The organism is Olivibacter sp. 47, from assembly GCF_030372825.1.
GTDB lineage: Bacteria > Bacteroidota > Bacteroidia > Sphingobacteriales > Sphingobacteriaceae > Olivibacter > Olivibacter oleidegradans.
This window is the reverse complement of record NZ_JAUCNR010000001.1, coordinates 6,056,639-6,082,663: the sequence shown is the minus strand read 5'-3', so window position 1 is coordinate 6,082,663 and position 26,025 is coordinate 6,056,639. Positions and strand designations below refer to the sequence as shown.

27 protein-coding genes are annotated in these 26,025 nt (G+C 42.0%); 10 read left to right on the top strand and 17 right to left on the bottom strand.

The window, feature by feature from the left end; all coding sequences use genetic code 11:
* Positions 1-61: 61 nt before the first annotated feature.
* Entirely contained in the window at positions 62-481 is a 420-nt protein-coding gene (locus QT327_RS26390) for a DoxX family membrane protein (RefSeq protein ID WP_130854905.1), read from the bottom strand.
* Between the two features lie 191 nt (positions 482-672).
* Here QT327_RS26390 and QT327_RS26385 point away from each other — a divergent pair, with 191 nt between their 5' ends.
* Positions 673-1,542: an alpha/beta fold hydrolase gene (locus QT327_RS26385; protein ID WP_130854906.1), complete on the top strand. Its 870-nt coding sequence runs from the start codon at positions 673-675 to the stop codon at positions 1,540-1,542.
* A gap of 138 nt (positions 1,543-1,680) precedes the next feature.
* On the opposite strand, the gene QT327_RS26380 is transcribed toward QT327_RS26385, so the two are convergent.
* The 8 genes from QT327_RS26380 to QT327_RS26345 all read right to left on the bottom strand — a co-directional run bounded on the left by QT327_RS26380 (position 1,681) and on the right by QT327_RS26345 (position 6,845).
* Positions 1,681-2,313, bottom strand: a complete 633-nt coding sequence (locus QT327_RS26380; protein ID WP_130854907.1) for a cysteine hydrolase family protein — start codon at positions 2,311-2,313, stop codon at positions 1,681-1,683.
* Between the two features lie 25 nt (positions 2,314-2,338).
* Positions 2,339-2,869, bottom strand: a complete 531-nt coding sequence (locus tag QT327_RS26375; protein WP_130854908.1) for a hypothetical protein — start codon at positions 2,867-2,869, stop codon at positions 2,339-2,341.
* A 44-nt stretch (positions 2,870-2,913) separates the two neighbouring features.
* Positions 2,914-3,999, bottom strand: coding sequence for an NAD(P)H-dependent flavin oxidoreductase (locus QT327_RS26370; RefSeq protein WP_130854909.1), 1,086 nt, complete (start codon positions 3,997-3,999; stop codon positions 2,914-2,916).
* A gap of 13 nt (positions 4,000-4,012) precedes the next feature.
* A complete protein-coding gene (locus tag QT327_RS26365; RefSeq protein WP_130854910.1) occupies positions 4,013-4,393 on the bottom strand; it encodes a nuclear transport factor 2 family protein in 381 nt (126 codons plus the stop codon).
* A gap of 70 nt (positions 4,394-4,463) precedes the next feature.
* Complete coding sequence (locus QT327_RS26360; protein ID WP_130854911.1) at positions 4,464-5,198, bottom strand: SDR family NAD(P)-dependent oxidoreductase; 735 nt, start codon at positions 5,196-5,198, stop codon at positions 4,464-4,466.
* A gap of 4 nt (positions 5,199-5,202) precedes the next feature.
* Complete coding sequence (locus QT327_RS26355; RefSeq protein ID WP_130854912.1) at positions 5,203-5,421, bottom strand: tautomerase family protein; 219 nt, start codon at positions 5,419-5,421, stop codon at positions 5,203-5,205.
* A gap of 16 nt (positions 5,422-5,437) precedes the next feature.
* Positions 5,438-5,956 (bottom strand): YceI family protein, encoded by a 519-nt coding sequence (locus QT327_RS26350; protein ID WP_130854913.1) that lies wholly within the window; start codon positions 5,954-5,956, stop codon positions 5,438-5,440.
* A gap of 316 nt (positions 5,957-6,272) precedes the next feature.
* Positions 6,273-6,845 (bottom strand): Crp/Fnr family transcriptional regulator, encoded by a 573-nt coding sequence (locus QT327_RS26345; protein ID WP_130854914.1) that lies wholly within the window; start codon positions 6,843-6,845, stop codon positions 6,273-6,275.
* Between the two features lie 533 nt (positions 6,846-7,378).
* Between QT327_RS26345 and QT327_RS26340 the strand changes: the two genes are divergently transcribed.
* From QT327_RS26340 to QT327_RS26330, 3 genes are all read left to right on the top strand, one after another.
* Positions 7,379-7,954 (top strand): Crp/Fnr family transcriptional regulator, encoded by a 576-nt coding sequence (locus QT327_RS26340; protein WP_130854915.1) that lies wholly within the window; start codon positions 7,379-7,381, stop codon positions 7,952-7,954.
* Positions 7,955-8,071: 117 nt separating this feature from the next.
* A complete protein-coding gene (locus tag QT327_RS26335; RefSeq protein ID WP_013664205.1) occupies positions 8,072-8,770 on the top strand; it encodes a type 1 glutamine amidotransferase domain-containing protein in 699 nt (232 codons plus the stop codon).
* A gap of 167 nt (positions 8,771-8,937) precedes the next feature.
* Entirely contained in the window at positions 8,938-9,852 is a 915-nt protein-coding gene (locus QT327_RS26330; RefSeq protein WP_013664204.1) for a pirin family protein, read from the top strand.
* 44 nt (positions 9,853-9,896) lie between these two features.
* Here the strand turns inward: QT327_RS26330 and QT327_RS26325 are convergent, their stop codons facing one another.
* The 3 genes from QT327_RS26325 to QT327_RS26315 all read right to left on the bottom strand — a co-directional run bounded on the left by QT327_RS26325 (position 9,897) and on the right by QT327_RS26315 (position 12,827).
* A complete protein-coding gene (locus QT327_RS26325) occupies positions 9,897-11,126 on the bottom strand; it encodes a DNA cytosine methyltransferase (RefSeq protein WP_149105069.1) in 1,230 nt (409 codons plus the stop codon).
* A 151-nt stretch (positions 11,127-11,277) separates the two neighbouring features.
* The gene (locus QT327_RS26320; protein WP_437393919.1) at positions 11,278-11,817 is read right to left on the bottom strand and encodes an AAA family ATPase; all 540 of its coding nucleotides are present in this window, start codon (positions 11,815-11,817) and stop codon (positions 11,278-11,280) included.
* A gap of 218 nt (positions 11,818-12,035) precedes the next feature.
* Positions 12,036-12,827, bottom strand: a complete 792-nt coding sequence (locus QT327_RS26315) for an alpha/beta hydrolase (RefSeq protein ID WP_289554314.1) — start codon at positions 12,825-12,827, stop codon at positions 12,036-12,038.
* A 100-nt stretch (positions 12,828-12,927) separates the two neighbouring features.
* Here QT327_RS26315 and QT327_RS26310 point away from each other — a divergent pair, with 100 nt between their 5' ends.
* On the top strand, positions 12,928-13,404 hold the full coding sequence (locus QT327_RS26310) for a winged helix-turn-helix transcriptional regulator (RefSeq protein WP_013664200.1): 477 nt from the start codon (positions 12,928-12,930) through the stop codon (positions 13,402-13,404).
* Positions 13,405-13,587: 183 nt separating this feature from the next.
* Positions 13,588-14,055, top strand: a complete 468-nt coding sequence (locus tag QT327_RS26305) for a low affinity iron permease family protein (protein ID WP_013664199.1) — start codon at positions 13,588-13,590, stop codon at positions 14,053-14,055.
* Between the two features lie 71 nt (positions 14,056-14,126).
* Here QT327_RS26305 and QT327_RS26300 read toward each other — a convergent pair whose 3' ends face one another.
* The 3 genes from QT327_RS26300 to QT327_RS26290 all read right to left on the bottom strand — a co-directional run bounded on the left by QT327_RS26300 (position 14,127) and on the right by QT327_RS26290 (position 16,080).
* A complete protein-coding gene (locus QT327_RS26300; protein WP_013664198.1) occupies positions 14,127-14,354 on the bottom strand; it encodes a hypothetical protein in 228 nt (75 codons plus the stop codon).
* A 269-nt stretch (positions 14,355-14,623) separates the two neighbouring features.
* Positions 14,624-15,160: a hypothetical protein gene (locus tag QT327_RS26295; RefSeq protein ID WP_149105065.1), complete on the bottom strand. Its 537-nt coding sequence runs from the start codon at positions 15,158-15,160 to the stop codon at positions 14,624-14,626.
* Positions 15,161-15,249: 89 nt separating this feature from the next.
* Positions 15,250-16,080, bottom strand: a complete 831-nt coding sequence (locus QT327_RS26290) for a chromate resistance protein ChrB domain-containing protein (RefSeq protein WP_289554313.1) — start codon at positions 16,078-16,080, stop codon at positions 15,250-15,252.
* A gap of 211 nt (positions 16,081-16,291) precedes the next feature.
* Between QT327_RS26290 and QT327_RS26285 the strand changes: the two genes are divergently transcribed.
* The 4 genes from QT327_RS26285 (at position 16,292) to QT327_RS26270 (ending at position 23,222) form a co-directional block, all read left to right on the top strand.
* Positions 16,292-16,645 (top strand): hypothetical protein, encoded by a 354-nt coding sequence (locus QT327_RS26285; protein ID WP_013664197.1) that lies wholly within the window; start codon positions 16,292-16,294, stop codon positions 16,643-16,645.
* Between the two features lie 97 nt (positions 16,646-16,742).
* The gene (locus QT327_RS26280) at positions 16,743-21,107 is read left to right on the top strand and encodes a CusA/CzcA family heavy metal efflux RND transporter (RefSeq protein WP_289554312.1); all 4,365 of its coding nucleotides are present in this window, start codon (positions 16,743-16,745) and stop codon (positions 21,105-21,107) included.
* 6 nt (positions 21,108-21,113) lie between these two features.
* Entirely contained in the window at positions 21,114-22,268 is a 1,155-nt protein-coding gene (locus QT327_RS26275; protein WP_289554311.1) for an efflux RND transporter periplasmic adaptor subunit, read from the top strand.
* Between the two features lie 141 nt (positions 22,269-22,409).
* Positions 22,410-23,222: a DUF2711 family protein gene (locus QT327_RS26270; protein WP_289554310.1), complete on the top strand. Its 813-nt coding sequence runs from the start codon at positions 22,410-22,412 to the stop codon at positions 23,220-23,222.
* A 157-nt stretch (positions 23,223-23,379) separates the two neighbouring features.
* Here the strand turns inward: QT327_RS26270 and QT327_RS26265 are convergent, their stop codons facing one another.
* Positions 23,380-24,969 carry an MFS transporter gene (locus QT327_RS26265; protein WP_289554309.1) on the bottom strand — a complete coding sequence of 530 codons (1,590 nt, stop codon included), beginning with the start codon at positions 24,967-24,969 and terminating at the stop codon, positions 23,380-23,382.
* 2 nt (positions 24,970-24,971) lie between these two features.
* A complete protein-coding gene (locus QT327_RS26260; protein ID WP_149105059.1) occupies positions 24,972-26,018 on the bottom strand; it encodes an HlyD family secretion protein in 1,047 nt (348 codons plus the stop codon).
* Positions 26,019-26,025 lie beyond the last annotated feature (7 nt).

Below are 26,025 nucleotides of genomic sequence, written 5' to 3'. Positions count from 1 at the left end.
ATAAGTACCCCTATTTGATGAAATAAACTAATTGCGATATTCAATAGTGGTCACATCCATATCATAACGAGCTACCGGTATTGTTGGGTTTTTGTTGAACTGCTAATAGAAAAGCAGCTGCACTACCCACCCATACCGAATAATCGAGCGGTGCTTTTATTCCCAAAGAAACGGACATTGAAAGCGCAAATAGCAACAGTAGAATTCCCGTAGCAATAGCGGTCCATTTTAATTTAAAGCCCAAAATCAGTAATAGCGATAACACAATTTCCAAAAAAGTGGCTGCATAAGCGGAAAATCTGCTTAAAGTTGGAGGAAGAAAAAATGTGAGCGTTGCCGTATATTCTTCAAAACGCTGCCAGTTTCCCCAGGCTGAATTATCTCCCCAAAAACCTAGTCTGTCTGCAACTGCTGAGAGCATCGTCATAGCAAGAGCAAACCTTAAAAACAGTTGCGGAAATTGTACTAATTTCATGGCCATAGCTAAATTTTTAAATTAACAGTACAAAATTACTAACAGAAAAGCACATGAAACTTAAGTTGGTTTAAGAAATGCAATACAGACTTTCTTTCCAATCGTTCAGAACAAATATAACATGCATATGTTATTTCTAAACGATTGCGGTATAACTCTTTGGGTTAAGCCTGTATATTTCAGTTAAATACAATGGCATGTCGAGGCAAATCTACAACAGAACCATCAAAATCGATGGAATTGATATTTTCTACCGGGAGGCTGGCGATAGAAAATATCCATCCCTATTGCTATTACATGGATTCCCGACGTCATCCGTAGCTTTCAAAAATTTAATGATTGCCATGTCTGATCAGTATCATCTTGTCGCTCCGGATTATCCCGGATTTGGCTTCAGTGAATTTCCCGTGCCGGATACTTTTGACTATACGTTCGGGAATCTATCTGTTTTGATAAACAAACTGACTGAGGCGATAGATTTAAACAAATACTTTATTTATCTCCATGACTATGGTGCACCGATTGGACTTCAACTATGCATCAATCACCCGGAGAAGATTGCAGGTATTATTGTTCAGAGCGGTAATGCGCACCGAGAAGGTATGGGACCTGAATGGGACGAGTATATCGACTACTGGTACAACCCAACGGCTGAAAAGAAAAAAAAGCTCATTAAGTTTTTAAGCGTAGAAGGTATAAAAAACCAATACTTCGGTGGGCTTCCCAAAGAAACATTATCGAGGGTCAGTCCGGAATTTTGGATGCTTGACTGGGAGTTTTTGAAGAGGCCGGGTAATATTGAAAAGCAGTTTGAGTTAAACTGTGATTTCAAAACCCACCTAGAAATGTTTCCTGTTTACCAGGCCTATTTTCGCGAACACCAACCACCGGCCCTTGTCATTTGGGGAAAATATGAAATTTTCTTTTCTGTGAAAGAAGTGCCTTGTTATAAGCAGGATCTGCCCAACGCGCAAATTCATATTTTAGATGGAGGGCACGATGTGCTGGATACCCATTTTGATGAGGTGCTAACGTTAATAAGGAATTTTGTAAAATTTTTGTCCTAACAGCTCCCTACTAACCGTCATCCGCTTTAATCCAATTTAGTCAACAACTTATTTCATGTTTCATTATTGTATTGGTATTACCTTTAAATAAGACCCGTCCGTTGTTCAAAGGAAGCCAGCGGCTGTAAAGTAGCCAGCCTATAATTGCTTTCTCGGCAGTGCTTTTACCAGTTCTTCGGTTGTCAATATGAGATGGGCATACGTAGGCCCATTAAGTACATGTGCTGCATGCATCATTTCCTTAGTAAAGGCAGCGGTGGCGTCCTTTACTAAGGTTACATGATAACCTAATTCCATCGCAAATCGACAGGTGCCTTCGACACAGGTATTGGCTAGCAAACCAATAGCTATCACGTGACTAATACCTCGCTGTTTTAGCAACATGTCTAAGTCTGTATTGGCAAAACCACTTTGCGCCCAATGCTCCTTAACAACAATATCTCCATCTTGGGGAGCAAAATCTGGGTGCCAGTCACCTCCCCAAGTACCCTTTGCGAATGAATGACGGTCCATAATAGCCAGCTGCGTCGGGTTAGGGTACCTCCAGTATTGATAGTCAGTGGATTCCCACCGTTTATGGGGCACGATAAACACAGGGATATCAGCTTGTCGGACCGCTTTTACAATAGTACGAAGATTATTTAACAGGTTGTTATCTTCAGCGACATCTTTAACCCTCGGCCAAATTTTTCCCCCTTCTGACAAAAAATCATTGTAAGGATCAATAAACAATAATGCGGTATTGTCGCCTTCGTATGTTTGAATTCTCATTTTCTTTCAAATTTTGCAAACCATATTAATTATTTCTGAAAGCATATCGTTCAATACTTTTTGCGAACAGAGGAGTCTCGCTTTGATTGTGATAAATCGATACCGGCTGCCGTTGGCTTTTGAATAATTCAAATGGAATCCCTTGTTTTTCAATACTTTTTATAAATTCCTCAGTGGGTTTTGAAATAACTCGGTTCGTGAATTCGCAGGTGTTATCGTCAATCTTTTTTACGCTCATCTCCCAATGAACAAGAATGTTAATGTGTCCGCTAGGTGTAAATATGTCAGAGACGGATTCCAATATAAGATGCGATGGCTTTGATACCTTTTCAATATAATGCTGAACCATTAGGCTTCCTCCAAGAACTTCAACATTTACAGACATCCTTTTACCGTCTGGCGACGTGGTAACACCCGAAGTAACGTGGGCAGGCGAACACGCTTGATATTCATGTTCAGGAAGCGTAAAGCACCATTCCGGAATGTTAATTTTTTCAATCGGTGCGTTGATCATAGCTGTAAAGCTTGAATCAACAATAACTTGTTCATTTTGCATACTAATCGCGTTTAATTAATTATTTTGATTGCATTTTAATGATGTTAAGCTTTTAGCTGTTTAAGATATGCTGTTGTTTCTTTAACTATTGTTTGCATTAGCTCATTTGCTTTGGTGTGTTTTAAGATAGGAGCTATCTGGCCGCCCCAAAAGAATATCATGTCCCACTTTTCTTGTTCAATTGCGGCTTTCCGGATATGCGACATAAATTGCGTTTGCAACGGAAAGGGCAAAAAATTCATTTCTTGAGGGATTAAGTCCTGAGCGATACGATTAATTAATCCTCGGCCTAATCTTCCGGTAAAAGCTTTCGATAGCATGGTATATCGGGCTGCATCAGAAAACAACATCTGTTTGTGAAAGGTAGTAGCATTCGATTCGTCTGTAGCCAAGAAAGCTGTTCCAATTTGCACCGCATCCGCACCGAGCGTCAACGCTGCTGCAACGCCTTTTGCGTTAGCTATACCACCAGCGGCTATAACTGGTGTTTTTACCTTCTCTTTAATAAGCTGAAGCAATACAAATGTTCCAACGGTGGATTGCTCGGCTGATGCTAGAAACGAAGGCCGATGCCCTCCAGCTTCGAATCCTGACGCGACGATCATATCGACACCGGCGGTTTCTAAAGCGATAGCTTCATCCAGTGTGGTTGCAGTTCCAATTGTCACAATATTTAATTTATGGCATTGTTCCAAAACAGTAGCAGAGGGGATACCGAATATAAAGCTAAATACAGGCGGACGTTGTTGCAAAATTATTTCCACCTGGTTTTCAAAACGAGTTTTGAAGGGCGCTGGTTTCTCTGGCAGGTCTATCCCTAACTCATCAAAATAAGGTTTGAATACTTGCTGCGATTGCTTAAATTGCTCATCTGACACCGTATCATCTACTGCGTCTGTATCAGATACCCACAGGTTGATATTGTATGGCTTATTAGTAGCCGCCTTTATCTGGCGGATCAATTCGTTTATCTCCTGTGGACTTAACGTGTACGCTCCATAACCGCCGAGGCCTCCTGCATTGGATACTGTTGATACCAGTTCTACAGATGACAGCTTGCCGCCAAACGGCCCTTGTAGTATTGGGTATTGTATACCCATAATTTTAGATACTTTTGTTTTATACCACATAACACCATAATTATTATTTGATTACATTGGTTAACATTTTATTCACGATAAGCCACTGCCCGTTAACTCGATGAAAGGACAGAAATTCATCATAATTAAAATCATACATCTTAACGTGTAGCTTGACGACAGCAATAGAGTTAATTATATCGATTGATATAAGGGTTCCTTTAAAAGGTTTCCCAGAGTTTTTAACGCTTTGGCGGTTTTTGACACCATCTAGGTATTGTTCAAGCGTTTTGGCATAAGGTACACCATTTACATCGCCTAATACAAGTGCGTTAGGATGATATACCTTACGCAACCTGTCAACATCACCCTTGTAAATACCTTTAAGGTAAAAATCTTCTAGCGCATAGGTAATTGCCGCTAATTCGTCCCTGTTGTTATCCATTGTGTTTTGATTTTGTACTTCGGGTACTTGAAAGAAATAAGACCAAAAGATAATAAAAATATATTTCCACTTAATTCAAGTGATGGCCAGCGGCCATACCGCCATCTACATTAATGATAGCACCGCTAATGAAATTGCTCTTAGCAACTGTATAAACCATCTCAGCGACATCTTCTACCTCGCCTACACGATTTAGCAGGTGTAAGGTCGCACTTTCATCTGCTTTGTTTCCGTGCATCGGTGTGCGGATAGTACCGGGTGCTATGGTATTCACCCTAATGTTGTTTTTCCCAAACTCAGCTGCAAGCTGTATTGTAAGGGCATGTATTGCTCCTTTGGATGCCATTTGTGCAGAGATGGGCAGCCCGCCAAGTGCATGATTTACTAATGGTGTACCAATGTTGATCACAACGCCGTTGCGTTGTTTAAGCATTTGCGGAATAACCGCTTGGGTTGTAAAGAAAGTCCCTTTTAAATTTGTGTTTAAAAAGCGATCCAAGTACGCCTCGTCTACTTGTAGGAAGGGTTTAGTTTCGAAGATACCAGCATTGTTTATCAATACATCCACTGAACCAAATCTGTCGAGGGCTATAGCAGCGAGTTTTTTCCCTGTTTTTCGATCACTTACATTACCTGCCATCATTGCAAGATTTTCACCTGCACCTAATTCGTGATAAATTTCCCTGAGTTTTTCAGCGGTTGATGAATTGATCACTACATGATCGCCTTTTTCCAAAAAGTGGCGAGCTACTTCTTTACCAATGCCTGAAGAAGCACCAGTTACTATTATTGTTTGCTTTTTCATTTTATTATTTTCTATCGGCAGTAATACCTTTTTCTCTTAAAATTGATACCTGCTCTCCGGCAAATCCCCAGTCATCCAGGTCAATTTCCTGTATCACAACATGAGTTAATTGCGGATCTTTATTCAATATATCTGTTATTAAGGAGGTAATTCCACTAATTAACTTTTGTTTTTGTTCTCTTGTAACTCCTTCGCGAGTAACTTCGATTTTTACGTACGGCATAATTGTAATTTTAACTTTAGGCAACTTTTGCAGTAACCTTTATATTCAGTTCAAACTCGTTGTAGATAAGCGTATCGCCTAGATTCTGAAAGAAATTTCCCGAACGAAATTTCATTCCGTATTTGGTGCGGTCCACTATAATCAAGCCGGTTGCGGTTAATGTATCGCCATTTACATTAACAACCGTATTAAAGCTAATGGGATGGGTAATACCTTTAATAGTTAGGTTTCCCTCAACATGACTGTCCGTAACCGATGTTATGTCTAAAATCGCCTCAGGATATTTTTCGGATGAGAAAAAATCATCAGAAGCTAGGTGACCGAAGAATTGGGCGTTAAGTGTAGGGTCGGTTACATCCAGAATTTTTATAGAATTGGTATCAATGATAAATTTACCGCCAGTAAGTTTACCCTCATTCAATATAATTTCGCCCTCTTTAATAGAAATGGTTCCATTATGTGCGCCCGTTACTTTTTTCCCCACCCAGTCTATGTTGCTTTGTGGTGTTATAACTTTGAATTTCTGAGTTTTCATATTGTTTATGTTTTAAATACAGAACAAATTACGCTAGTATTTTAGAGTCGGAGAGGTGATCTACATCACATTTAAATAAGCCTCAGTTTTATGTGATCTAGATCACTTCCGAACTTCCTCCATCGTAAGTAATCGTTGCTATCGAATGTATTTCGTGTCCGAGGTGGACATCTATAATGAATATCAGGCTCGCCAATTAGGAGGATAGCGTGTTAAGTAATTGCCCACAAGTCGTACGCGGGTTTGTTTGATGATTGCTGGTAGGTAGCTATGGTCTAATTCTTCACAAAGTATAGAGAAATTAGACAACAGCACTTTAGGTATGGTATAGTCGGCTAAGCGTTTCTCTTGAGACTCCCAAGTAAGCTGCAATCAGGTTTTTTGGAACGGTATTATACAGCTCAGGATATAATTTTAAAAGCTCTTCATACCTATACTTTACGTTATTATTCATAAAAGAGAGCAGCCTATTCTGGGTGGCAACATAACCTCTATTCGTTCTCCACCTAAAAAAATGTCCTACTTGATGTAGCTCAGCACATAATTTCTCCCGGTCTTCATCGCTAAGACAAAGCACTTCTGCATCAGTAATGCAATCTACGTTAATGGTAGCGCTAGTTTGGTTATATAGTGCATTGTAATCCGAAGTCCACCAGGTAGGCATGGCAAACTGAAGAATGAACATTTTCAGATCATCGTTTACATAGAACGATTTTAAGCAACCCGAAACCACAAAATATTCACAGTCAACAACATCGCCTTGAGTAATAATAGCCTGTCCTTTTTTAAAGATTAGTTTTTTAAAATGCGAGAAGAAATATTCGAACTGCTCATCTGATAACGCAGCTAACTTAGAGACATGAGCTTTTAAAATTTCTTTAGCTTCCATAAAGGGTTTAACTAATATATTGATAATAGGTGAAAATAAGAATTCTTTTGTCGTTTGCCTCAGGTTTCAGTGTTTATAATACTTAACTGGGTTTGTGTGGCCAGCCTCCAAAGTTAAGTGTCACTTTTCAAATAATGAAGTGTCACATATCCGGATTTAAAAAATTTTTAGCAACCAGCTTTAAATTGAGGTTTTCCTGGAGGCTGCCGGCATTTAGCAATGAGCGCCCTCTTCCTACAATGACCGGGCGGACAACCAAATTAATTCATCAATAAGCCTGCAGTTATCAACTCCGGAAGTAGGCTAACGGAGTCAACAAGGATTTTTTTACCTGGTTGCTGTTTGAGTTTCAGAAGTTCTTCTCAGGATTGCTACGAACAATTCGCATATATCCAAAACTTTTGTAAAAAATTAATAAATTCGGAGATTGCTGTATAACTGTTTATACTTACCATTGCTTGTTGTTAGGTAACATAGTGCTGTAGGCAATAGCATCATCAAGACTTACCTGTTAATAAGACAAATACATTTGCATGACGCCATACGAAATGCTCCGGCAACATATCCATAAAACTATTCAGTTGAGTGACGAACAGTTTGATTATTTTTTTTCTTTCTTCCAGCCAGTTTCTTTCAAAAAAGGAGAACAGCTCATTCATGTAGGAGACGAGGTTGATTGCGAATATTTCGTGTTAAGTGGCTGCTTGAAGACGTTTTTCGTAAATGACGAACAAAAAATGCACATTTTGCAATTTGCCATGCGAACTTGGTGGGCATCCGACTATAAAGCTTTGTACAATAATGAAAGAGCTACTGTAAACGTTGACTGCGTTGCGGATGCAGAAACGCTTTGTCTCCACAGTGAAGAGAGGGAAAAGGCTTGTAAAGAAATTCGCGAAATTGAAACTTTTCTAAGATGGCGTTCCAATAAAGGTTATATCAGTTTGCAAAAAAGAATTTTATCGCTATTAAATAACGATGCCCGTAGTCGGTACGAGGAACTAATGCACCAATATCCTGAATTGTACAATCTTGTTCCGAAACATTTGATCGCAGCATATTTGGGAGTTTCAAGAGAAACGCTCAGCAGACTTTACCATAGTAAATGATGTGACCTAGCTCACTAAAAATAGCGGCTTTCTAAAATGTGATCTATATCACCTAATGATGCTGTTTTTTATCCGCTACTTTGTACTATCATTTTATGACAATAAAAATTAAAAGAAATGGATAAAGTAATTTTTAAAGTACTAATTGTACTTACCTCTCACGATCAACTGGGAGATACCGGTGAAAAAACAGGTTTTTGGGTGGAAGAGTTTGCCGCTCCTTATTACGTTTTGGCCGATGCAGGCGTAGAGGTCACGATCGCATCACCCGAAGGCGGACAACCTCCGATAGATCCTAAAAGTGCACTTCCTGATTTCCAAACGGAAGCCACCAAACGTTTTGATGCAGACAAGGCTCTGCAGGAAAAATTGGCACATAGCATTCCGTTAAGTGATGTGAATGAAAAAGATTACGATGCGGTATTCTATCCGGGAGGCCACGGACCGCTTTGGGATTTAACCAACGATGCGCGTTCCATTAAACTGATCGAAGCGTTTTGGAAAGAAGGTAAGCCGGTTGCTGCCGTTTGTCATGCGCCTGGCGTATTACGGTTTGTGAAAGATGCAGAGGGAAATCCCCTGGTAAAAGGAAAAAAAGTTACCGGTTTTTCCAACACTGAAGAAGAAGCGGTTCAATTAACAGATGTTGTTCCCTATTTGGTGGAAGATGAGTTAAAAAAACTTGGTGGAAACTATAGTAAAACGGAGGACTGGAAGAGCTACTCTGTGCAGGATGGGAATCTAATTACCGGACAAAACCCGGCGTCTTCAGAAGAAGCAGCTAAAAAGCTGCTTGATTTACTAAGAAAAAGCTAGCGGATTAACCCCATAACTTTAAGGGTCAGGAGGAAAGTTCTGACCCCTAAAAGCCATCACATGGCTACTAATGGATTTTACCTCCTTTAATAGCATTTTCTTATCCTATGTTATTTTGTGCTTTCGTTAATGTCCTTAACTTTACGTCTCACTAGTTGTAATGTCATATGCTTGATATCATTATAGAATCCAGACAGGCCGAAATTGCTCCCGGTTTTGCCGTTAAACGTATTCTTCCCTATCAACTTCGCAGAATGGTTGGGCCCTTTATTTTTATGGATCATGGCGGACCGGTAAATATTCCGGCAGCGACGGTCAATAAACTGGATGTGTTGCCGCATCCGCATATTGGTCTATCTACGGTAAGTTATTTGTTCAGCGGCAATGTAACCCACCGAGATAGTCTTGGCGTAGAACAAGTGATAAAACCGGGCGAAGTAAATTGGATGACTGCCGGAAAAGGCATTGCCCATAGCGAACGTTTCGAAGATCCCGCAATGCTGAACGGAGGCGAACTGGAAATGATACAGACATGGGTAGCACTTCCCGAGAAGGATGAAGAAAGCAATCCTACCTTTGACAACTATAAGCCCGAACAATTGCCCGTATTTACTGATACAGGTATTTGGATGCGTTTGATTGCAGGCGATGCATACGGATTGAAAAGTAATGTCAAAACGCACTCACCCTTGTTCTATGTGCACGTTATACTGGATCAGGGCGTCCGTTTTGGCCTGCCTACCGGGCATAGCGAAAGAGGCGCTTACATTGTTAGGGGCAGTGTCGAAGTAAATGGAGTAATCTATACCGCCGGAAAACTCATGGTATTTACTAAGGGTGTTGATCCGGTGATTATTGCCAAAGAACATACTACGTTGATGATGCTTGGCGGTGAACACTTAGGTGATCGGTATATCTGGTGGAATTTTGTTTCCAGTAGAAAAGAAAGGATTGAACAGGCCAAAGAAGACTGGAAACAAGGGCGTATCGATTTGCCACCCATGGATAATGAAGAGTATGTGCCCCTACCTGAAAGTAAAGGTAAACCCGCAGGAGGCCCTCCACCCAATGCACTTTCCTAATTCTGATGATTATTAATAGTTGAAAGGAGGTTAAAATTCACATTTTATTGCAAATTTAATTGTTCCAGCAATTTCTCAGCTGTGGCCTGAATTGCGGGCACGGCAACTGAGTTTCCGAATTGCCTATAAGCCTGCACATCGGATACGCAGATTCTGTACGTGTCCGGAAAACCTTGCAAACGAGCCCACTCGCGAGGAGTCATTTTCCGGATTCCCTCTCGGTTCACTTCTCCTTTTATTTTTGTAACCGGTGTGAAATTCGTTAGTCTGTTATCGATTATTAAATTTCGTTCCCTTCCCATGCCTCCACAAACAACCGCATTGGCAATGCCGTCATTTGGTATGATTTCAAATCCGAAGCCATTACCCTTACTTTCATGCCTGGCTTTATGTTCTTTTAACGTCTTTAAGTATTGCGTTGACAAGTAATATTTCACGGAGACTTCCTCTTCTTCAAAAATATCCTCGATGGCTACCGGTTCATCCAAGGGTTCAGGATATTCAAAGCGATCTATCCCCAAATCTTTGCGGTAACCCACAATAAAAATGCGTTCCCTGTTCTGTGGCACTCCGAAATTTTTGGCATTGACGATCTCCGGATCCGGAACAAAATAGTTTAGGTCATTCCGCAACACGTTCAATATCGTGGTTAAAGTGCGCCCCTTATCGTGATTTCTAAGCCCTTTTACATTTTCCAAAAAGAAGGCCTTCGGCTGATGTCGCTTGATAATCTCCGCAACATCAAAAAAAAGTGTTCCACGCGTATCTTCAAAACCACCTCTTTTTCCGGCAATGGAGAAAGCCTGGCAAGGAAATCCTGCACATAAAACATCAAATTGCTTTGGGATAAAGGCTTTTGTTGATTCTTTGGTGATATCTCCAAAAGGCACTTCCGCAAAGTTAGCTTCATAGGTACTTTTGGCACTCTCGTTCCACTCGCTGGTGAACACGCATTTTCCTCCAAGATTCTGACAAGCCAATCGAAATCCTCCAATCCCCGCAAAAAGATCTATAAATGTGAATTTTGGCCTGTCAGGAGAGGGGAAAGGAATATCCCACTTGATCGACTTAAGGTGCTGCATGGATATATCTCCGAATTCGGGGACATTCCGTTGAAGTTCTTCGTAAAAACTGTGCGCATATTGCTCATATGTCGCGCTCGATTCTAGATCCTGATTTTGCAAATAGTGGGTTAGGGTGGCAACATTGTCTGCGGAGCCATTTAATCTGTTAACACGCAAATGTTTCCTTATATCAGAATAGCGTAGTTTCATAAAATTTACGTGAGCACAAGTTTACAAATTTCTTTGTTGAAAGACCTCTCCTTGTGGAAAAGATATGTAAGAGAATGTATCGTGCGGCAATGATTCCAAATGTAACAAACTATCGATAAGCGTATTTGAAACGCTGTTCGTACATGGACGGTTACATCAAGTGGATAAGTAAAGAAGATTTTTCTTCAATCTCAGCTTTTATTCTCGCAACACTTTGTTCGATGGATAGATCTGTTGTATCAATGACATTTGATTCATAGTGCTCTAAGTTGTTAAATTGCTCCCACATCTTTTCCACCAACTCCGTGTTCGTCTCCTCGTCGAATTTGGAACGATTGATTGCCCGTTTCATCGTTTCTTCTTTTGTCGCTCTTAGAATAATGTAATGTACTTCATAATTATCCTGTACCGCTTGTAACCACGGGCCTAAGAACCACGGGCCAACAATCCCATCAATAACTACATCAAATCCACCACGTGCAAAACGTTTTGCAGCTTCCAAAAAGGCTTCAATAACAATTAAGTTCTGTTCCTGTGATTCCGGTAGAAATGGCGGTATTGCCCCCTTGCAGATATAGTGATAGAAGTCATCGGTGTGCAGGTGTACCGACTTTGATAAAGTAGATTCCTTAGCCACTATGGATGCCGTTGTACTTTTACCTGTCCCCGGCGAACCGGTAATTATGATCATTCTACCTTGTTTCATCGCTATTCTCCCGAATTAAAATGTAAGCTTCTTTCTGCGATCAAATATATTGATATCTTGATGACTTTACCTATTTACAAGCTCCCTTCTCCGGCTAAAAATCTTTCATCAAACCTTATACAACGTCAAGCTTTCACTGTTGCCTTTCAGTCAACTGGCCGTCCTTTGGATTGGTACCCCTACACCCTTGTCGTCAACGTTAGCTAATTGATCAATCCCTCAAAAACGTCGGCCAATTCGTTTGGAGCGGTAATCATCGCGTCATGGCCGGTGCGAAGTTCAATATGTTGCCAACTCAGGTTTTTGTCTGCCTGAACCTTATCGCTCATTTCTTTCATTATAGGCAGTTGTGGGCGGGTACATGCGATATAGACTAGCGGTAGGCCATTCCCATATTTATGCTTTAGTTTCAGTGGTTGAGCAAACGTATTAAAAGGTTGAGGCGTCAATCTTTTCTTAACCGAAGTAGCCACAACAGCATCGGTAACACCAAATAAGGCCACATCAAAAGGTTCGAAGTTCTCCTTCCTCTTGATGTTTTTTAATTGCAGTTGCTGCACACCGTCGGGCTGTAGAGAAATAGCGCTTTGTCCATTCTCAACAATCATCGCATCAAGAAAAATCAATTTCGATAATCGTTCCGGAATACGGTCGGCAACACCCGCAATAACAGCACCGGCATAACTATGTCCAACCAGGTAAACATCGTGCAAATCTTCCATTTCTATCAGATGGACAATATCGTCAATATGTGTATCCAGGTTTACCTTTTCGCTAACCAAATGTTTACGTTCACCAAGTCCGGTAAGTGTTGGTGTAAAAACTTTGTAGCCCTTGTCGATAAGGTTTTGCTTTACGTCCGACCAACACCATCCGCCATGCCAAGCGCCATGAACGAGTACAAATACCGGATTATTTTTGGGAGCTTTTGCCGTCGCAAAGATCTGGACGCTTACCAATAATAGTAGTAATACTACGCTTTTAAACTGTTTCATTCTAAAATATTTTGTTTCTTAACTGCCTTATGAAACCTCCTTTTTTTTACCTTTTGTGTTAGCGGTACTATCGCGGAGGTTTCATTTTTAATAAATTTGTATGATTAAACGAAGACTACAAAAGTATGGTGAGGTGTTAGGCAACACAATAACTCATCCCAAAGTGAGTAAAGATTATCAAGATTACACTATGGCAACCCCCCGGAAAGAACTATCGACCAACAGCGAAAATCGGCAGACATTAGCAGAAGCCTGCGACGTAAATGACGTATTGGCCAGTATTTCACTGCGATGGAAAATGCAATTATTATATTGTATCAATGAAGGTATCGCTCAGTTCACCGCGTTGAAAAAAAACTTCCCCACGCTTTCCGATCAGATCTTAGGCAAAAGGCTTAAAGAATTAAAAGAAGAATCACTCATCACTGCTAGCGATATTCCGGATACCACACCGCCACAGATTCGCTACACAACGACTGAAAAGGGGAGAGAACTCTTAGCCATCATTTTGGATTTACATCATTGGGGATTGAAATGGAAAACCGTGGGCAATAATTATTGTACAGCTAATAGCTAACAATTTGTCGTTGCCAACACAAAGATAACTTCGAGAAAATCAATAAACTGCGTGGCATTAGGTTTATGAAATAAAAAAAGCTTCAACTAAACGATGCATTTGATTGTTCCAGTAGAAAACAACTAGATATAGTAGATGTCAAGAACATCAAGAATGCAAGGGATAGGAACAACATAGAAGAATATGAGTAAGTTTAGTGAAAAGTTTGAAGCGGCGGCAAATAAAATTACCCAGTGGACGGGATCTTCCTGGGCATTCGGGATCGCTTTAGGATTTATTGTTGGGTGGGCTGCGTCGGGTCCTGTTTTTGGATTTTCAGATACCTGGCAGCTAGTCATAAACACCAGCACCACCATCATTACTTTTTTAATGGTTTTTCTTATACAGAAAACCCAGAATAAAGATTCAAAAGCTACTCAATTAAAACTGAACGAGCTGGTAGCGGCTAGTCGCAAAGCAAGTAACCGGCTTGTAGATATTGAGGATCTGAGCGAGGAAGAACTTGATACATTGCATAAGTATTACCAGATCATTTCCGATAGAGCCGAAAATGAAAAAGATATCCATAAGTCCCATTCAATCGAATCTGCGCAACGGCTGCACCAGTATAAGATGACAAAAAAGAATACAGAACCCGAAAACGGTGAATAAAAAATTGCAACAGATATCGCTGCTTTATTTTCCACTCCGGCTTTACTCGTAATGTGATTGAACCTGACCGTTTAGCCTATACGATCTTCAATTAGCTTTCCAATGGTATCTTGATTCAGCATAGTTTCTGTAGTCGTCGCGCCTTCTGAAGTTTTCATGAACCAATTACCGTCAGTATCTTTGTTTATTACATATGACCTATCGCCAATGTCTTCCGTTAAGATGAATGTATTCTCTTCGCCGGACGGCTTAACATTAAAGTCGCCTAAACCCGGTATTGTTAAAGTGAATGTTTTCATAATCGATGTTTTCTGAATAAACAATTCAGATAACCGCTTGTGTGGTAAAGGGCAATAAAATGTATGGAATAAATATACGCTATAAGGCAACTGAAATTTCATTTCATTCGTATTGGATGTAAAGTTGCGGTGGTGAGAAACTCAAGGTGGTCAAACTGGTAGTCAAATTAATGTATTAGCCGATAGACAAAGAGAAGTTAGCTTAATAAAGTTAAAAAGATCAAAATTACTATTTCTAAAAATTCTAGAAGGCATATAGCAGTTGCTGTTTAAAAGATGAACCCGAACTGAAAAGCGGCAGTCACGGAGGCGGTATGTTCATTGCCGAAACGGATCGGGACCGGAACTGCCAGAAATAGATTTCCCGAATGCCCCTTGGTGATGACCTTGCTCAGAACCGGTGTGAAGCCGAACCTGCCCGAAGTCTCAAAGGCGGCCCTTCCGATAAAGGTAAAGCCCTTGCCCAGCGGAAAAAGCGCGCCGGGATGAAACAGGAAATTACTCATCCTGCTCTTTCCGTGCTGTACGCTGATATAAGGCACCATCTCCAAGGAAAAGCCTAGATGCCCATCCCTGCGGATGTTTATGCCGGTTGGCATGCCTACTACATATCGATCTTTAAAATTTGGTGTGAAATCGCCCGATGCATAAGTGACAATCGGATGCACAACGCCGACATAGGCAGTCACCTTTACCGGTGCATCAATCTCCTGTGATGCTGCGCCGACTGAATATGCCAGAAGCAGTGTAACCGATACAGTGGTCTTATAGAAGAGGGTATAAGATTTTTCTTTTAGGTACTTCATCGATCTTGCTAACATTTATGCAAGAATAATGAACAGGGCCATCGAAAAATAGAACATTATCTACCCTTTTGTATATCCTTTACCTTTGATTATTTTTTTCGATACACCGAGGGATTGGAGCCCATGTGTTTATTAAAAATCCGGGTAAAATGGCTCTGGTCCGAAAAGCCGGTCAAGTAAGCAATCTCCGTAAGATTAAGTGACGGATCGGCCATCAATTCGATTGCTTTCTCGATACGCTTTTTACGGATATATTCACCGAAATTAACGTTATCAAAATATTTTGAAAACTCTCTGGAGAGGTAAGTAGGACTGAGTTCAAGTTCATCGGAAAGCTGATGAAGGGTCAGGTTCATGTTGGTGTCCACCTGATCCTGGATCAGCTCCCTGAGAGTAACCACCCATTCCGGCATCTGCTCTTTGCGTCGTTGTTTCAGGTACCGTTGGTAGATTTGCAGAAGTAGTTGTTCCACCGGACTATCACCTCCATGCCGTTGCCTGAAAAGATGCTGTGCCCAGCTGTAAAGACCATCGTAGATAATCATTCCCAGCTCTAACAGTTCACGGTCGTCCTTTATATTATAAACCAATCCGGCAAAAATCGCTTCCAGGCCTGCAGCCTGTGGCGCAAAATCATGCCGGTCAGTATCTGCACCACGGACTATTTTGGCGATCCTGTCGAGCGCAGGATTTTTCAGCTCATATTTTTTGATGAAATAATCGAAAGTGCATTTATCCTCATAATGGCTATATTCAACACCAGGTATATCAAAGGGTGTGGCACCTATCTGTTCCGCCACCCGGATCACATCTTCGGCCGGGACAAAAACAATCTCCGCACCGGGGTCGATAAACCGCTTTATCAGCCAAGGGCAGGCTATTCTATCGATCTTGGGCCGTTCTCTTGTAATCCATTTCATTGAACGATTTGTAGGCTAAGTATGGCTAATATCCATAAAATTCGTTACACTAACAATTTCGATCCGAAAGCCGTTGAAAAGTTTGCAATCAATTAATAACCATTAAATAGATGACAATAATAAAAAAATTACCTTTTTAATTTCAGATCGGGTTGCTTAGTTTATTACTTAGCTTTACTTTTGCTGCGTGAAAAGGTTTTTTCTCTATATAATGCTTATACTATTGATAAGCGAGGCAACCTCACTCTATCAACTGGCAAAGCTGCCAAGTTTATACAGGCATTTTATAGAACATAAAACGCTTTCACCAACGGTTAGTTTTACCGAGTACCTTTCAATGCACTATTGGGGGCAAGACCTTAACGACGATGATGACGAAAAGGATATGCAACTGCCGTTTAAAAAGTTCGATATCCATACTCCCGTTTTCCTTTTCGTAGCATTCGATAAATCATTTGCTATCAAGCCCGAATACTGGCCGATTAATCTCGACTTTGCACGGGATCGGCTTGTTGTATACTTCAGCCCCGAACAGAACTCGCTCTTTCGCCCTCCCAGAGTGTAAATACATTTAATCATGACATGCAAGGAATGTTCCCTGCAAAAGCGCTGTCCGCCGTAAGGGGGCCGGTATGTGTTTTCATGTATTTACTTCAAATTCCATGTTAAATAAAATCATTCAGTTTTCAGTTAAAAATAAACTGGCAATTGGTATATTCATGTTGCTGTGGGTAGTTTATGGCGGCTACCAGATCACCCAACTACCCATCGATGCCGTTCCGGATATAACCAACAACCAGGTCCAGATTATTACCACAGCCCCGTCCCTTGGTGCAGAGGACGTAGAACGATTAATTACATTTCCGATAGAACTAGCAATCAGTAACGTTCCGGGCATACAGGAGAGCAGGAGTATGTCCCGATTCGGACTTTCCCTTATCACGATTGTGTTTGACGAAGGTACCGATGTTTACTGGGCGCGCCAGCAGGTTACTGAAAGGCTTTCGCAGGTAGAAATCAACGAAAATGCCAATGTTCCGTCCCTTGCGCCGGTAACTACCGGTTTGGGCGAAATATATCAGTATGTGTTAAAACCCAAAAAAGGGTATGAAGATAAATTCACCTTGGCTGACCTCCGCTCTACACAGGATTGGCTCGTAAGAAGGCAGCTATTGGGTACACCCGGCGTAGCTGATGTCTCTACCTTCGGAGGTGAACTTAAGCAATATGAAGTTTCGGTAAACCCGGCAAGGCTCAAGGCACTCAACCTAACTATAAGCGATATCTTTACCGCTCTGAGCAGAAACAACCAAAATACCGGGGGTGCCTATATTGAAAAGGGCCCCTCCGTTCTATATATTCGAAGCATTGGCCTTACCAAATCAATTGAAGACATCAATAAAATCGTAGTAAAGAGTAATGGCGGGCAGCCCATACTCATCAGCCATGTAGCCGAAGTCCGTTTGGGTTCAGCTATACGTTATGGAGCATTAACCATGGCTGGTTTGGGGGAAGTAACCGGCGGCATTGTGATGATGCTCAAAGGCGGAAACTCTTCCGAAATTATCAACAACGTTAAGCAACGGATCGCTGAGATACAGAAAACCCTTCCTGAGGGATTAGCGATCGAACCTTTCCTTGACCGCACCAAGATGGTTAACAACGCTATCGGCACCGTAGAGCACAACTTGCTTGAGGGTGCATTGATCGTCGTGCTCGTGCTGGTACTCTTTTTAGGGAATCTACGGGCGGGATTAATTGTAGCTTCTGTTATTCCCTTATCCATGCTCTTTGCCATAACCATGATGAATACCTTCGGTGTAAGTGGCAATTTGATGAGCTTGGGGGCCTTGGATTTTGGACTCATTGTAGACGGTGCCGTCATTATCGTTGAGGCAATTCTGCACCATCTTCATTTTTCTAAAAAATATAACGATGTCACTAGTATTTCGCAGGAGGAGATGAACCGCGAAGTAACCAAGTCCGCATCACGCATGATGAATGCGGCCGTCTTCGGTCAGATCATTATCCTGATTGTATATTTACCAATTCTTTCCCTTACGGGGATAGAGGGAAAAATGTTCAAGCCAATGGCTCAGACCGTGGCATTTGCCATTCTGGGAGCCTTTATCCTTTCGCTCACCTACGTGCCGATGGTAAGTTCGCTGTTCATCAGTAAAAAGATAACGCATAAGCCGAATCTGTCCGACCGTATCATGACACGGATAGAAAATGGGTACCGGCAAATGTTGGAGAAGGCTTTATCGATCCGTCAGTCGCTGGTCATGTTCGCGTTTATATTGTTCGGTGTGTCTGTGCTTATGTTCATGCGCATGGGCGGCGAGTTTATACCCCAACTGGAAGAGGGCGATTTTGCCGTCGAAACCAGGTTATTGGTGGGCACCAACCTCAGTACCACCATTAATGCCATTGACCGTATCGCCGAAACGTTGCAAGCGCAATACCCCGAAGTTGAGAAAGTGGTGTCGAGAATCGGCAGCGCCGAAATCCCGACCGATCCTATGCCTATTGAGGGGGGAGACATGATTGTTGTGCTGAAGCCGAAATCAGAATGGACCAGCGCGGAAACTTTTCCGGAGCTTGCCGGTAAAATGGCTGCGACTGCACAGGAAGTTATGCCTGGTGTAACCACCGGCTTCCAGTATCCCGTTCAGATGCGGTTCAATGAGCTCATGACCGGCGCAAAACAAGACGTTGTTTGTAAAATCTTCGGTGAGGACCTCGAGAAACTAGCGACCTATGCCGATCAGCTGGGCGCCATTGCAAGAACGGTGGATGGAACAGCCGATCTTTATGTTGAAAAAGTGACCGGTATGCCTCAGATCGTCATTGATTTCAACCGTAGTGAGATCGCTAAATACGGCATGGATATCGAAAGCCTAAACCGTACCATCAACGCAGCCTTTGCCGGTGCCGAGGCTGGAAAGGTTTACGAAGGTGAAAAAAGCTTTGATCTGGTGGTAAGAGTTAGCAGCGAGGGGAGAAAAAGCATAGAAGATGTCCGTAACCTGCCCGTATCTACCCCTATGGGGGTTCAGGTACCGCTCTATCAGGTGGCCGATATACAGGAGATCGAAGGGCCAAATCAGATACAACGCGAAAATGCGCGCAGGCGGATTATTGTGGGCTTCAATGTACGGGGACGTGACGTACAAACCATTGTTGAAGAACTCCAGCAGAAGATTGGCGCTAAAATGAAGTTAGATGCAGGTTATAGTATAACCTACGGGGGGGCTTTTGAAAATTTGCAACAGGCTAAGAGCAGGTTGAGCATCGCTGTCCCGGTTGCGCTTTTACTCATTTTTGTAATGCTATATTTTGCGTTTTCATCCTTTAAAGAGGGCGCACTGATCTATACTGCCATACCATTGTCAGCCATCGGCGGAGTATTTGCCCTAACCTTAAGAGGCATGCCCTTCAGCATTTCTGCCGGTGTCGGATTTATTGCCCTCTTCGGCGTAGCGGTGCTGAATGGGATCGTGCTGATTTCCGAATTTAACCGAATAAAAAAAGAAGGCGTAATAAGCGATCCGAAGCAGCTCGTGATGACCGGAACCCGTAACAGGTTACGTCCGGTACTGATGACAGCGGCGGTAGCTTCGCTCGGTTTCCTACCCATGGCACTCAGCAATGGCGCCGGGGCGGAAGTACAGCGGCCTTTGGCCACGGTGGTGATCGGAGGGCTTATAACAGCCACCCTGTTAACATTATTTGTCCTGCCTTCACTGTACCTGCTCTTTAACAGAACCGCTAAGCTCAATATGAATAAAAGTTTAAGTGCGATCATTGTATTTATGTTCCTTGCTTATCCGGCTACCGCACAGGAGCAGCCGGTAAAAATAAGCCTTGACAGCGCGTTGAAGATGGCAATACGGAATAATAGGCAATTGCAGAGTACACGCATGGAACAACAAGCCGTTGAAGAACTGCAGCACAGCGGGTTCGATCTGCCTAAGACGCAATTGTCCGGCGATTACGGGAAATTTAACAGCATACACAATGACAATAGGATCGGCGTGAGCCAATCTTTCAACTTTCCCACCGTATATACTAATCAGAAAAAGATGCTGCAGGCAAACTTCGAAGCCTCACGTGCACAGACTAGGTTGAGCGAGCAGGAGCTTAAAGCCAGTGTCAGGTTTGCATTTTTCGATTACGCTGTAATGAATAAGCGGAAACAGCTGCTGCTCTATGCAGATAGTATCTACCGATTATTCGAGGCCAAATCACTGAAGCGTTTTGAGAGCGGCGAGGCCAATATCCTGGAAAAAACGGCAGCGCAATCCCACAGGCAGCAAATTACCAATCAGCTGAATATGCTTGAAAAAGACCTTGCTATTGTGAACAAACAGTTTAATCTGTATTTACAGGATAGTATGATGTACGTTCCCGATCTCGCGCAGTCGAAAGTTGCTGTTGCTCAATCATTAATAGATGATTCCGTTGTGACCGATGAGCTTCCGGCGGCCGCGCTGGCCAGACATGCGGAAGAAGCTGCCCGCAGCCGGTGGCGGGTAGAGCGTGCCCGCCTTCTTCCAGATCTCACAATAGGTTACAACAACCAGAGTCTGCAAGGAGTTCAGAATGTGAACGGGCAGGATGTTTTTTTCAGCGGTAGGGATCGCTTCAGTTATTTCAGCGCGGGAGTGAGCATTCCATTGTTCTTCAAAGCGCAATCGTCTAAAGTAGCGGCAGCGAAGCTGCAATGGCAGAGTCAAATAAAAAAAGCTGATCAAGTTCAATTACAATTACATGCTGAAATTATGAACGCCCGCGCTCAGGTGCAGAAATTTGAGGAGAGTCTCGCATATTACGAAAATCAAGGACCTAACAATGCAGATTTGATCATTGCTACGGCAGACCAACAGTTTCAGGGTGGAGAAATCGACTATCTACAATGGGTTATCTTGGTAGATCAAGCCATCACCATCAGAAACGAATACATCAATATGCTCGGCAGTTATAACCAGGCCGTTATCCAATTACAAAAATTAAACGATCAATAATTTAAAATGAAAGCATTTATATACAGTTGCATCTGCCTTTGGTTTCTGGCGGCATGCAGCAATCAAAATAAGCAAGAGACGGAATCGACTAGCCAAAAAGACAGTACGATCAGTCCTATTACTGAAACTGTACGACTCACTTCGCAGCAGCTAAAAAGCGTCGGCATCGAAGTCGGCAACCCTGAGTCGGGCAGCGTAAGTGGCAAGCTTACACTGCAAGAGGCAGTAGAGGTGCCGCCCCAGAATATTATTAGCCTGAGCTTTCCTATGGGAGGGTATCTGAAATCCACAGCGATGTTACCCGGAACACATGTGAGCAAGGGACAAGTGTTGGCCATCATGGAAGATATGCAGTTTATTCAATTACAGCAAGATTACCTAACGGCGAAGACCGACTTTGAGTTGGCAGAAAAGGAGTTTATTCGTCAACGTGAACTTAATAGCAGTAAAGCAAGCAGCGATAAAGTCTTCCAGCAGGCAAATGCCCAAATGGAGCGCCAAAGAATTTTAATGAATGCGTTGGGTGAAAAACTAAAGCTGATCGGTATCAATATCAATAACCTGAACGCATCCAATATATCTAAAAGTGTAGCGGTATTATCGCCCATCAATGGTTTTGTGTCCAAAGTAAACGTAACGGTTGGCAAATATACTGCTCCAACCGATGTACTATTTGAGCTGGTAGATCCGCGTGATATCCATTTGGTATTAAACGTATTTGAGAAAGATTTGGCGAGCGTGGCTGTTGGCGAGCAAGTAGCCGCCTATTCCAATAGTGAACCGGATCGAAGATTTGATGCCGAAGTCATCCTGATCAATAAAACACTTGATGCCAATCGCATGGCAGAGGTACACTGCCATTTCAAAAAATATGACACCTCGCTTGTGCCCGGCATGTTCATGAATGCCGAAGTTTCAATCAAGGATATGCCGGCACTTACCGTACCGGAGGATGCGGTTGTCAGGTGGGAGAACAAACATTATGTATTTGTGGCCCAAAACACCGGAGAATTCCGGATGGTGGAGGTAAAGCCAGGAATGCTGAATGATAAACACCGGCAAATAGAGAGTAATGAGATTACGTCGGCATCTAAGGTGGTGCTCAAAAACGCATATACATTACTTATGAAAATCAAGAATACAGAAGAAGAAGAAGGTTGATATTCACAGGTATTGCCGTGTTTAAGCGGCTGGGAATTAGCGAGAAACCGGTTTTAATCCGATAAGGTGGTACTGAGCTTGCAGTTCAACTCATCTCCGCGAAAAAGGCTAAAAAATTAATAAATTAGATGACTGATAATCATGGATATTTTTACAGAAAATTTTTTATACCCCGAGGAGAACAAGCCATTGTTGCAGCATTTCTCCTCCTATTTTGATGCGGTCTATATCGGTTTAATACCTTTCTTTAAGCTGAATAATGCGGAGGTGTCCAGCCGTAGTAAAGCATCTAAAAAGGTTCTTTCTTTAGAAGAAGCACAACAGCAAAATCCAATTCTAAATCGCCTTCGTCCAAGCAAAACACGCGTCATTTATGCCAATGACGAAAGTTATCCATCCGACAAAGAAATATGCCATGGAGGCAAGCCCGTGACATGGAAACAAATCTTGAATAAAACAAGCCTAGCTGACTATAAAGAGCTTAATAGAGCATTGATGACTTCGGTTGGTGCCTTGAGGCAAGAGTTTCAAACACCAAAGGCACTTCAAATACTGAAAGACTATACTGAAGGTGAAGGGATCTTTCATCCTACCGAAGGGGCGTTTGATGTATTTACGAAGCAGCAAATTTATAAGCTTTTAAAAAAGTATGATTGCTCCCAAATTGTGGTGACAGACGAATTTTATGATGAAACCAAAGAGCTGGACATAGTTGCTTTGGATGAAACATCCTTTATCAATCAAATCGGGTTTAAACACTATTATCTTTATCCGCAAAACAAAACGATTCTATTCACCATCAGTTGGGATTATTTTTTCTTTTTTATAGCGATCGATAGCTGCAAGATAAATCCAAATGAAATTGAAGCCAACTTTGAAGGATTTTGGGCAGCGGCAGAAGATTCACATTTATGGTACCGAAGTAATGTGTTATTCATGCATTCAGCGGTTTAGTGTAATAAACCGCTGAATGCATGACCGATTCTACTCCTCAACTGAAAGATAAATATCAATCTCAGCACTTTACCAGTATGGCTTCTTTCACCATAGACCTCGAAATCAAAACAGAATTTCCGATTAAGATCTAACTTCCAATCTTTTTCTAAACATGCTAATACGGTATATTTCCTTTCATTAATCTAAGTATTACCTGTTGAATCTGTGGAAACAATAAGAGGATCACAATAATGCATACTACACCCAGCAGCATCAAATCATAATAATCCCGGGTAGCACGAGCCAATATTTGTTGTCCTACAAATTGATTAAAATATCCGCCCGAAACGCCTTTTGCGATATACCCGTCATTCCCCGCATTCATATATTGGTTTTGAATATCCAGTAAAGTAACAGGTAATTGAGGATTCGTTTCAGTCAATGTTTCCCGAATCTTTTCCCTAACGGCCGATTTGGCAAACAATTGAAGTTCATTATTGAGCGCCAAGCTCATTGTAAACCCGGTGAATCTCGCCAATATTCCTACAAGTGATGCACTGATCGCAATCTTTGGCGGTGCTGTAGATGCAGTAAATGAAACAATTGGGACAAATAAAACGCCTGTGGCTACACCATAAATAAACATAGGCAGCATTAAATCCATTGTTTCACCCTGTACAGAAACAAAAAGAAGCATATACGCATAATACAAGGCCATAAAACCAAAACCTACGATGATGATTCTTATCAGGTTAAACCCCATTAGTATAAACCGGGAGGTGATAAACATACTCAGTACAGTTCCTGAAATGACGGCTATCCAAATAGGGATCGTATTGAGCGGATCATTGCCTAAAATAACTTCAAGATAACCATAAGCAAGCCCGGTACTTCCTTTGAAAATATAAAACGCAAAAAGCAACAGTAACCCAATTACAAAATTCTTGGCCTTAAAAATTTGCAGGTCGATCAATGGACGTTTAAGCTTTGATTCTCTGACGATAAACAGCGTAAGAATGGCTAAATTACCCAGACTAAGCAGAACAATTAAGCAGCTATCATACCAGCCCAATTGCCGACCGTAAACAAGGATATAGCCAAGTATTAAAATAAACGAAACATAAAATAGATAACCGACCCAATCCACCTGATAAAGTGGTATCTTTTTGGTAAACCGCGCTTTGCTATCCATGGTCAACAATACAAGCAGCGTGAGTACGATGAGTATGATAATGAGACCATAAAATAGCCAGTTGAAATTATAAAAATGAAGCACTATACTGGAATAGATGGAATAAAACGGGATAGCGATCTGTATACTTCCGTAGAGCAGACTATAGGCAATTACCCGTGCACGTGTCGACTGCAATCTTGGAAAGGTGAGCTGTAGGACGATTCCGGACATCAATGCGCAGGTAATACCTTGTACAAACTGACAGATCACAAACAGTGTCCAGTCTTTGGAATGAAAACAGATGACGGAACAGAGGGCATTGATAGCAAGCGCTATTAACAAGTATTTCCTCGGCGCAAAATACTTCACAATGCGAAAATCCAACGCCAAAAAGGCTACGGTTGAACCATAGAGAAGCACCATGGCATATTGGACATCTGTAGCTTGTACACCATAAAAACCCATTGCCGAAACGGGACTACTATAGTAGGCGAAACTGAACAGGCAGGTCATTAAAATGGCAAATATTACGGATCTTGCCATCCATTCAGAAACCCAAGGTTTGAAAATCGGAATTTTATGTGCTTGCATACTTAATCTTTTAAAACGTAAACATTGGCATTCATTCCGGCAGAGAGTTTTGCTAATTTTTCAGCTGTATCGGTAAGTTTGATACGTACCGGGATGCGTTGAATGATTTTGACAAAATTGCCGGTGGCATTGTCCGGTGGCAGTAATGAATAACGCGAACCAGTGGTAGGCGAAAGTGATTCGATAAGACCACTGAACTTATCATTCGGAAAAGCATCCACTTCTACCGTTACGGTTTGTCCCACCTTGAAGCTGCCCACTTGCGTTTCCTTGAAATTAGCGATCACCCATTTTTCTTCTGCGCTGTTGACCAAGAATGCCAGTGTTTGACCAGGTTGTATCAGTTGCCCTTCCTGAATGGTCTTTTTACCGATTTGTCCGTCAAAAGGGGCCGTGATTACCGTATATCTAATGTCCAGTTCCTGTCTTTCAAGTAGCGCTTCCTTGATTTTTATCTCTGCCTCTATCGCTTTACGCTGCGCGCCGAGATCATCTAACTTGGATTCGGCTACCTGCAAGGACGCCTTTGTCTGCTTATAATCAGCTTGTGTGATCGCCAAAGAGGCGCTGACATTATCGAATTTTTGTTGTGTGGTAGATTCATCCGCCAGTAGATTTTTATAACGGTCAAATTCTCTTTGCTGCTGGTTCAGCCTCGCTTTTGCTCCTGCCAATTGTGCCCTTATAACCTCAATGCTCTTGATTTGTGTTTCTTCATTCGCCGTCAAAATAGGTAATTTGGCATGCGAACTCATTAGTTCGGCCAATGCGGCATCTCTTTTTAGGCCATATTCATCAAGTTCAATAACCACAAGTGTATCTCCTTTTTGAACCTGCTGATTGTCTTTATAATAAATCTTGCTGATATAGCCACCTACTTTTGCATTAATGGGTGACAGATACGCATCCACCTGTGCATCATTCGTCTGTTCGTAGCGGTATCCCTTAAAGAAATAGACGGCTCCCCAAATGACGATCGCGATGAATAAGACGATGCCAAACCATTTCGTTAGGTGGACGATCAGTTTATCGGTTTTATTTTTGTTCATGATATTT

What these genes read in the sequence shown, in the direction of transcription:
- QT327_RS26390 (WP_130854905.1), bottom strand. Translation starts at nt 481, where the DNA reads ATGGCCATGAAATTAGTACAATTTCCGCAACTGTTTTTAAGGTTTGCT.
- QT327_RS26385 (WP_130854906.1), top strand. Translation starts at nt 673, where the DNA reads ATGTCGAGGCAAATCTACAACAGAACCATCAAAATCGATGGAATTGAT.
- QT327_RS26380 (WP_130854907.1), bottom strand. Translation starts at nt 2,313, where the DNA reads ATGAGAATTCAAACATACGAAGGCGACAATACCGCATTATTGTTTATT.
- QT327_RS26375 (WP_130854908.1), bottom strand. Translation starts at nt 2,869, where the DNA reads ATGCAAAATGAACAAGTTATTGTTGATTCAAGCTTTACAGCTATGATC.
- QT327_RS26370 (WP_130854909.1), bottom strand. Translation starts at nt 3,999, where the DNA reads ATGTGGTATAAAACAAAAGTATCTAAAATTATGGGTATACAATACCCA.
- QT327_RS26365 (WP_130854910.1), bottom strand. Translation starts at nt 4,393, where the DNA reads ATGGATAACAACAGGGACGAATTAGCGGCAATTACCTATGCGCTAGAA.
- QT327_RS26360 (WP_130854911.1), bottom strand. Translation starts at nt 5,198, where the DNA reads ATGAAAAAGCAAACAATAATAGTAACTGGTGCTTCTTCAGGCATTGGT.
- QT327_RS26355 (WP_130854912.1), bottom strand. Translation starts at nt 5,421, where the DNA reads ATGCCGTACGTAAAAATCGAAGTTACTCGCGAAGGAGTTACAAGAGAA.
- QT327_RS26350 (WP_130854913.1), bottom strand. Translation starts at nt 5,956, where the DNA reads ATGAAAACTCAGAAATTCAAAGTTATAACACCACAAAGCAACATAGAC.
- QT327_RS26345 (WP_130854914.1), bottom strand. Translation starts at nt 6,845, where the DNA reads ATGGAAGCTAAAGAAATTTTAAAAGCTCATGTCTCTAAGTTAGCTGCG.
- QT327_RS26340 (WP_130854915.1), top strand. Translation starts at nt 7,379, where the DNA reads ATGACGCCATACGAAATGCTCCGGCAACATATCCATAAAACTATTCAG.
- QT327_RS26335 (WP_013664205.1), top strand. Translation starts at nt 8,072, where the DNA reads ATGGATAAAGTAATTTTTAAAGTACTAATTGTACTTACCTCTCACGAT.
- QT327_RS26330 (WP_013664204.1), top strand. Translation starts at nt 8,938, where the DNA reads ATGCTTGATATCATTATAGAATCCAGACAGGCCGAAATTGCTCCCGGT.
- QT327_RS26325 (WP_149105069.1), bottom strand. Translation starts at nt 11,126, where the DNA reads ATGAAACTACGCTATTCTGATATAAGGAAACATTTGCGTGTTAACAGA.
- QT327_RS26320 (WP_437393919.1), bottom strand. Translation starts at nt 11,817, where the DNA reads ATGATCATAATTACCGGTTCGCCGGGGACAGGTAAAAGTACAACGGCA.
- QT327_RS26315 (WP_289554314.1), bottom strand. Translation starts at nt 12,827, where the DNA reads ATGAAACAGTTTAAAAGCGTAGTATTACTACTATTATTGGTAAGCGTC.
- QT327_RS26310 (WP_013664200.1), top strand. Translation starts at nt 12,928, where the DNA reads ATGATTAAACGAAGACTACAAAAGTATGGTGAGGTGTTAGGCAACACA.
- QT327_RS26305 (WP_013664199.1), top strand. Translation starts at nt 13,588, where the DNA reads ATGAGTAAGTTTAGTGAAAAGTTTGAAGCGGCGGCAAATAAAATTACC.
- QT327_RS26300 (WP_013664198.1), bottom strand. Translation starts at nt 14,354, where the DNA reads ATGAAAACATTCACTTTAACAATACCGGGTTTAGGCGACTTTAATGTT.
- QT327_RS26295 (WP_149105065.1), bottom strand. Translation starts at nt 15,160, where the DNA reads ATGAAGTACCTAAAAGAAAAATCTTATACCCTCTTCTATAAGACCACT.
- QT327_RS26290 (WP_289554313.1), bottom strand. Translation starts at nt 16,080, where the DNA reads ATGAAATGGATTACAAGAGAACGGCCCAAGATCGATAGAATAGCCTGC.
- QT327_RS26285 (WP_013664197.1), top strand. Translation starts at nt 16,292, where the DNA reads ATGCTTATACTATTGATAAGCGAGGCAACCTCACTCTATCAACTGGCA.
- QT327_RS26280 (WP_289554312.1), top strand. Translation starts at nt 16,743, where the DNA reads ATGTTAAATAAAATCATTCAGTTTTCAGTTAAAAATAAACTGGCAATT.
- QT327_RS26275 (WP_289554311.1), top strand. Translation starts at nt 21,114, where the DNA reads ATGAAAGCATTTATATACAGTTGCATCTGCCTTTGGTTTCTGGCGGCA.
- QT327_RS26270 (WP_289554310.1), top strand. Translation starts at nt 22,410, where the DNA reads ATGGATATTTTTACAGAAAATTTTTTATACCCCGAGGAGAACAAGCCA.
- QT327_RS26265 (WP_289554309.1), bottom strand. Translation starts at nt 24,969, where the DNA reads ATGCAAGCACATAAAATTCCGATTTTCAAACCTTGGGTTTCTGAATGG.
- QT327_RS26260 (WP_149105059.1), bottom strand. Translation starts at nt 26,018, where the DNA reads ATGAACAAAAATAAAACCGATAAACTGATCGTCCACCTAACGAAATGG.